Raw genomic sequence first — 6442 nt, 5'->3', positions numbered from 1 at the left:
CCACTCCTGTGGCTCTGCAGGCTCCTGCCATCGGTTGATCTGGAATCAACCTGTTCCTTCTGGAACAGACCAAACGATTCAGATCAACTGAATCGGAAAGCCCTCGCCGCAAGGTGGGGGCTTTTTGCTGGGTCTACAGACCCAAGGTTCCGACCTCAACAACAAGAGGCCATCCTTACTTCATCACCTGACTATCCCCATGCAGAGGTATCAGGCTTCTCATATGAGTGAAAGATTCGTTTCACGAGGAGGGGCCGAAAGACCACAAAGCGAGATCTGCATCGGAGGACTCAACAATGAGCAGAAGAGGAATGCATCCCCTGGTAATTGACTTGAATCACCTCAACAAAAGAGCTTCCTTCGTGCCGAGGCATAAGAGGAAACAGAGGCCGAAGCTGGATGAATGAGGGGCCGCAGCCAGCGATGGCAGTGGTTAACGTTTCATTACATCTTGACGAGAAAACAGTGTTCGCAGGTCTTTTCCCACTCGCTTACGCAGCTGTCTTGACGTGTCTGCTTCTGCAAGCTTTTCGGATGATGCGCCCGACGTCTGCCTCTCAAGCCAGCGCGTCGAATGACCGAACAGGTCTCAAAACCACACATCCAGAACTTCTCGATGAGAACGGTGAAGTGACTAACGAACAGCTTTGGGCTGTTCGCTTCTCCGATGAAGGTGTGTTTCTGCCTGAGGCTTGAGCATCAAATACTGGATAACCAGTAGGGTCCGCAAACTCACAGGTCAGCCCCACGTGAATCGTCATCCAAATGTGGCCTTTTTTGGAGGCGCCATGATCATCGCGATCATGGTTATTGCTGCTTTTGCCAATGTCTCCAACGCTAATGGCTGCCCTCGCGACAAATCAGTTGAAGCAACTTCCTAAGAAGCTCATAACAAAGCTGATGAGAAGGCAGAGGTCGAAGCGTGACTGACTATTCCGCAGCCATCACTGCTCTCATCGTGGTCACCGTAGTGATCTCTGCAGCGGTCGTCTACGTGCTGGCACAGCCCACCGACCTGCCGAGATACAAAGAGAACGATCCGAGATCTAAGGAGGTCGACGGCTAAAGGTCTATCACGTTTTGTTTGAACAGCCCCAGAGACTTCCATATCTCCTACATGGCAGAAGGAAATTAGCTGGGCGCCTGATGCAGGCTTACCCCTGTGCGGAAACCACTGGGGAAGAAGCCCTGCAAGGGTCAGGCCAAGTACGACAGCAATGTCGCCAGCTTCATCCCCGCAAGGATGACTGCGGTCTTACAGCTGAACAATGATTTCGTAAGGGTGTTCACACGAATGTTCGGCCCATGAGCATCATGTGCCATCGACGAGCTGGACAACAGAAGCTGACTGGAACCATTTTTCACTAGTCGCCAGCTGAAGACATAATCCCGAACCTCATTTGGAGATAGCAAGCAAGCAGATCTGCCTTCACCAAACTGTGTGCCTCAGAGGTTCAGAAGATGTTCTGCGTTGAACGAAGCGATGGTCCCGACATATGGTTTAAGGAGCAGTGCTTCGAATCTGAGTTCAAAGCGTTCACAAACGCCCGAGCTAAATCGCTGGATACTTTCAAGCTCTATCGAGTGGTTTACGAAAGCCCTGACCTTCAGGCGATGTGCGGGGGATTTCAAAAGGGAGAGCGATCCTGGCTGAGGATGACCGACTCGTTGGATAAGTGTTGGTGCTTAAACGGCAGAAATTCCTTGGATTGGACTGATGCATCAAAGGCATTGCTAGAGCAAGGGTCCAGGCAATAGCCGTGTACAACGTCATCAAGCAAGAAGCTCCCGACCGTTGGGTCAAGGAGCTCTACTTCCAAACAGAATTCAAGGCTTACCTGTGTGCCCGCACAAAGTCGAAGGCGCTGATGTGTACCTACATGGTGGTTGACGCGACCACTAACGAAGTGACCTCGATCGTTCGTCACGGCAGCCCCCTAATCGCATAGGAGTCGAACTGAATCGAGCCTCCGCATTTCCGCGAGTTGCTCATAAACATACCCAGTTGCACAAAATTCCAGGGACAACTCAGGGACAAGCCCCTCAGACCTTTTCCTGCAACTGATAGCCAAGTGGCAGCAGCGGCCAGAAACCCCAGCGCTGATTAGCAAGATTCAAATCAGCGACGGTTGGATCGCTTGGAGTGGCTGTGTTTCGACGACAAATGCAACAGGCTGGATGCCTTGTCTTGCTCCTCCACCTTGGTGAGCTTTTTCACAAGGATCCACGTGTCTTGGGCAGACATCTCCCCATCCTGCTCCCATTTGATGCTCGATAGCTCTGCGGGGGACATCAAGAGCCGTCTAGGGGGCAACAAGCTAAGGAACCCAGCCTGGTAGCCACCGGCAAACCCGACCCTTGTCACTTAAGAAAATTGGAGATTGGTTTGCATGGTTACAGCTTTCTGTGCTGGACAACAAAAAAGCCCCAGCCGAACGGACTGGAGCCAGGTGATGGGGAACTTCCGAAAGATACCGGCCCTGCATCAACAAGCAAGACGGGAGACACCACATCTAGTGCCATTAGCCCTCAGAGGCGGGTCTACCCTCAAAAAACACCAGATCTAGGGGACGAGCAGAAGCCCTCTAATCGAGGCCAATAGCGGTCAGTGCGTGCCGAACCAGGAACAACAGGAGCCAAGACGCATCGTCAAAAGCGTCAGCACACCAACCGCTGCAGCCACAAACGACAGACCCATCAGCTGCTGACGACGCTTCTCTCTGATGACCTCGATCGATTGGCTGCCGTTCAAGCTGTAAGCGCCGGATTGAGCATCTTAACGATTTTCAGTAACGAAAGCTACCAAGGCTGTGACTAAGGGTGAAATGACCTAGACGCGTCTGCGACGAACGACGTCGACTTCAGGTCGGCACACAAAACGACATTCTCTGTAATCGCAGCCAAGAGTTTGGACTGATACACCTCTGTCAGATCTTGGCCGAGACCATGAGCGACCTGAGCAAGGAACAGGAACAAGCCATTGCTCGGTCGACCATGTATCTCTTCGCAGCAATCCTGACAATCCTGATGGTTTCCCTTGCAGGACTCTTCCTCAGTGCCGAACTGGAGCAGCAAGCCCAGATCAAAGAGGCGACATCAGTGCAGATCTCACGCCAAGCCGAGGTCGCTCCTCAATCCCAACGACCTTGGACACGATGGAAACAACAACGACCCGCAATGTTGCCTGTGAAAATCCATGCTTTACACGAGCCCAGCAAGGTCTTTGAACTGAGGTTCTCATCGTTCACTTAAACCAAAGCGGAGCCAAGCAAAAAACGGAGGCTTTCACGCGCTTCAGGGTGCAGCGGCGAAGCGGCGACTGCGGGCAGTCAATTGGGTGCGCGCTCTGAGATGGCGATGCCGACGACAGGGCCTTGCGTAGAGATCAGAGCTGTTTTTCCAGGAACGTGGATAGGGCCAGCTTCGTTTGACCGCCGGCGAATTGGTTGTTCTGCAACACCACCAAGAGTGGAGCCACAGGGCTGTCATGCCACAGATCAAACCTGCCATAGCTGCATGATGAAACCCTCTGGGGCGACGTCAAGCGCAGATCTGAAAGCGAAGCCTCGCTGCGATTCCTCGCTCAGACCCCAACCATCGGGTGTTGCATCAACTCTGCATAAATGAGTGATAAGGCCAGTTGCCAAGACCCCGAAGGCCGATGCAGAACGGGAGCATCGGATCCGCAGCCATGGCCAAGCGTCGCTTTCTCGACAAGCAACCACTCACCCAGGCAGAAGGGCTAACCGCCCTGATCATGATGGGGGTGGGTCTCACCCTGGGCGGCATCAGCGTGACCATTTTCATGGCGTTAAGTGCTGCAGCCCAAGGGTCTTGGCAGGAACTTTGGCTCTCCGGTCAGCTGAATTTCTGAGCACAGGGCATCCAAGGCAACCGGATGCCGAAAGCCTCCAACGGATCCATCACGAGTTTGTTCATCGCCCGCCCCAGCAGCACTTGGGGCTCTTCGGGACGAATCGGAAGCACTTCATGCTCTCGACTCGTCGCGCGATCCATTCCTTTGAGCACACCACTCCGTATCAAGGCATTGGCTGCCTCGAGGCCGCAGACATAGGCACGTTCCTGACACAGCCCCTTGGCACCGTGCTCCCGTTCTCCCATCCGCACCCAGTCGCCAGCGCAGACCACGGATGGCAACGATGTTTGCAGCGGCGGACGTTGGCTGAAACTGCCAGGTGAGAACAACGACACCGAACCCGGGTAACGCCGCACCTCAAACTCCAGTGCTCGCGCCAACCGAAAACCCGGCACCGCCTGCGGCAGAAGCTCTTTCATCAGGGTGTCGACGATCTCTTGATCATTCAGCGCCGCAATCGCTGTGGCGTTGTAGAAGTCGCTGGCAACGACGGACCCCTGAGGAGCACGACCACCCCAGAGATCCGTTTCATCAGCTTTCTGCAGCTGGTCGAGCATGAAAAAGGTGGCACCCGAACCCTGCAATGGCGCAAAGCGCGAGAAGACATTGGCGGGATCGTCGACTGCGACATAGCGATCCAGCCACAACCGCACCGACACCACATCAATCGCGCCCAATGTGCCGGCAGCCACCAGCTCCGGTAGGGCTCCCGCACAGAACGGCGACTGCTCCATCAGAGCATTCATGCCCTTGGAACCCACCGCCAGAACAACCGCATCGACATCGTCGATCACACTTGTTCGTCCCGTTGCGGGCGAACGGACCTCCACAGACTGGATCGCGGCTGCCTGGTGATCGAGATTGAGACAAGTTGCCAGCGTGCCGCCCTGAACTCTGAGCTGACAACGGTCCAGCAAGCGTTCCGCCAATGGAGCGATCAACCGCTCTGCGATGGTCCCAGAACGAATCCAGCGCACATCGAAGGAGTCCTGATGCGCCAAGGCGTAGTAATAGAGCAGCTCCATGGTGACGGCAGCGGATAAGTCTTCGGGTGGCTTGAACAGCCCCACCAGAAGAATCGGACGCAAAAACTCATTGATCATCCGCTCACTGATCTTCAGTTGGCGGAACAGCGTCAGCGCATCGATGGCGTCATAACGCCGGAATGTTGCCTCACTGCGATTGAGATCAAGCATCGCCACCAGAAGCCCGGCGATACTCAATCGATCGGCAACTGGAAGGCGCTTGAAGTTCTTAACCGTGGCCATGGCCTGCCCCAAGGGACTGGGGAGCTGCCACCCATCACCAAACACCGGTGCGGTGGCCTCCAAACCATCGGGAGACCAGAAGGCACTGGTCGTGAAGTCGGTAAACACATGCTCGAGCTCGAGCTCATTGGTCAGCGCATTGATGTTGGGGTAATCCCTCCAGAAACCACGGGTACCGGCTTCAAAAGGGTTGCCAGATGCGGTGCGCGTTGGCGTACGACCTGTTGGATCCGCCATCCCATCGATCAGGGTGACCCGCATGCCTGCTTCACAGAGGGCTTTCGCAGCACCCCAGCCCGCCCAGCCAGCACCGATGACCACGACATGGGAGGACTCAGCCTGGGTGACCATGGATTGCTCAGGCATCGAACCTTCAGAGATCGAATGAACCGTTTCTGCATCATGGAGCTCTGAGGCGGCAACGGTCGCCATCGCCACTCAGCAGAACGGCTCAATAGCGTTGTCTCGAATGTTTAAAACCATCCGATGAATCCCGACACAAGCGCACGCTGGCCTGTTCTTCTTCCCTTGGTGTTGTTCTTCGGGGGGATCGGTGCAGCGGCAGCGATGACTCAGTTGCTGGGATCGTTCTGAAATTCAGCTCGTCATCAGACCAATTTCAAGGCGTGCAGAACCTGCACTCGGATGCCTCCCAAGCGGACCCATGCCCGCAGTGCATCGGCTTTGCAGGTGTAGGGCCTCCAGTCGTCCTCATGAATACGCCGTTGAATGTGACGCACCACCCGCTCAGCAACAACACGGTCGCTTGGCACCTTCAGCACGACCTGCTGACCGTTGACCAAGAGCGTCTCAATCATTTTTAGGAGGTTTGATCAGCTCGCCGGTCTGCAACGACACCACGGCGAAGCTACCCACAAACACCAACGCCACCAAAGCCAGAAAGACTGCGGTGAGATTGCTGATCTCCAGCTGCCCGAGCATGAAGGCGAAAAGACCTGGCATCAAAAGCAGCGACGACGTCTGAACTTAAACCGACTGGTCAGTGGTGAGAGTTCCCAGAACAACGCCAGCCATGGACAAGCCGATCGCAAGCATCACAACGGTTTCGATCATGCGTTTTCACCAGAGGAGCTCGCGTTGAGCACGGCAGCAGATCGGGAGGACTTCACCGCAGTTTGCGCTGAAGAGGCAGATAAATCATTGGACTGCCAGGTTGAAGCTGCTGAACAACGGGTCGGATTTTTCACCCAGGAACTACGGCCCATCACCAAACCTCCAATTGGAGCAATGATTGCGGCAACCGATTGGCCTGTCTGTTCGATCGGCAACCGACGCC

At 55.1% G+C, this 6442-nt stretch carries 8 protein-coding genes; 3 read left to right on the top strand and 5 right to left on the bottom strand.

Annotation, left to right across the window (positions count from 1 at the left end; genetic code table 11):
- Window positions 1-423 precede the first annotated feature (423 nt).
- Complete coding sequence (locus NCN06_RS08585) at window positions 424-696, top strand: DUF2973 domain-containing protein (RefSeq protein WP_255617398.1); 273 nt, start codon at window positions 424-426, stop codon at window positions 694-696.
- On the top strand, window positions 693-881 hold the full coding sequence (locus NCN06_RS08580; RefSeq protein ID WP_226423288.1) for a hypothetical protein: 189 nt from the start codon (window positions 693-695) through the stop codon (window positions 879-881). Before NCN06_RS08585 ends, NCN06_RS08580 begins: the two co-directional genes overlap by 4 nt.
- Window positions 882-2119: 1238 nt before the next feature.
- Here the strand turns inward: NCN06_RS08580 and NCN06_RS08575 are convergent.
- Both NCN06_RS08575 and NCN06_RS08570 read right to left on the bottom strand, forming a co-directional pair.
- A complete protein-coding gene (locus tag NCN06_RS08575; protein ID WP_170951157.1) occupies window positions 2120-2293 on the bottom strand; it encodes a DUF8633 family putative protein in 174 nt (57 codons plus the stop codon).
- A gap of 312 nt (window positions 2294-2605) precedes the next feature.
- Window positions 2606-2752, bottom strand: a complete 147-nt coding sequence (locus tag NCN06_RS08570; RefSeq protein WP_166016626.1) for a hypothetical protein — start codon at window positions 2750-2752, stop codon at window positions 2606-2608.
- A 909-nt stretch (window positions 2753-3661) separates the two neighbouring features.
- Here NCN06_RS08570 and NCN06_RS08565 point away from each other — a divergent pair.
- Window positions 3662-3874 (top strand): hypothetical protein, encoded by a 213-nt coding sequence (locus NCN06_RS08565; protein WP_226423290.1) that lies wholly within the window; start codon window positions 3662-3664, stop codon window positions 3872-3874.
- On the opposite strand, the gene NCN06_RS08560 is transcribed toward NCN06_RS08565, so the two are convergent.
- From NCN06_RS08560 to NCN06_RS08550, 3 genes are all read right to left on the bottom strand, one after another.
- On the bottom strand, window positions 3859-5511 hold the full coding sequence (locus NCN06_RS08560; RefSeq protein WP_226398505.1) for a hydroxysqualene dehydroxylase: 1653 nt from the start codon (window positions 5509-5511) through the stop codon (window positions 3859-3861). The genes NCN06_RS08565 and NCN06_RS08560 overlap by 16 nt on opposite strands.
- Window positions 5512-5753: 242 nt before the next feature.
- A complete protein-coding gene (locus NCN06_RS08555) occupies window positions 5754-5963 on the bottom strand; it encodes a hypothetical protein (protein ID WP_115093700.1) in 210 nt (69 codons plus the stop codon).
- The gene (locus NCN06_RS08550) at window positions 5956-6108 is read right to left on the bottom strand and encodes a hypothetical protein (protein WP_226398500.1); all 153 of its coding nucleotides are present in this window, start codon (window positions 6106-6108) and stop codon (window positions 5956-5958) included. The genes NCN06_RS08555 and NCN06_RS08550 overlap by 8 nt, the downstream gene beginning before the upstream one ends.
- Window positions 6109-6442 lie beyond the last annotated feature (334 nt).

Origin of the sequence: Synechococcus sp. MU1648, assembly GCF_023630615.1 — a bacterium.
Lineage (GTDB): Bacteria > Cyanobacteriota > Cyanobacteriia > PCC-6307 > Cyanobiaceae > Parasynechococcus.
The sequence above is the reverse complement of the archived record's forward strand: the minus strand, read 5'-3'. Positions and strand labels throughout refer to the sequence as shown.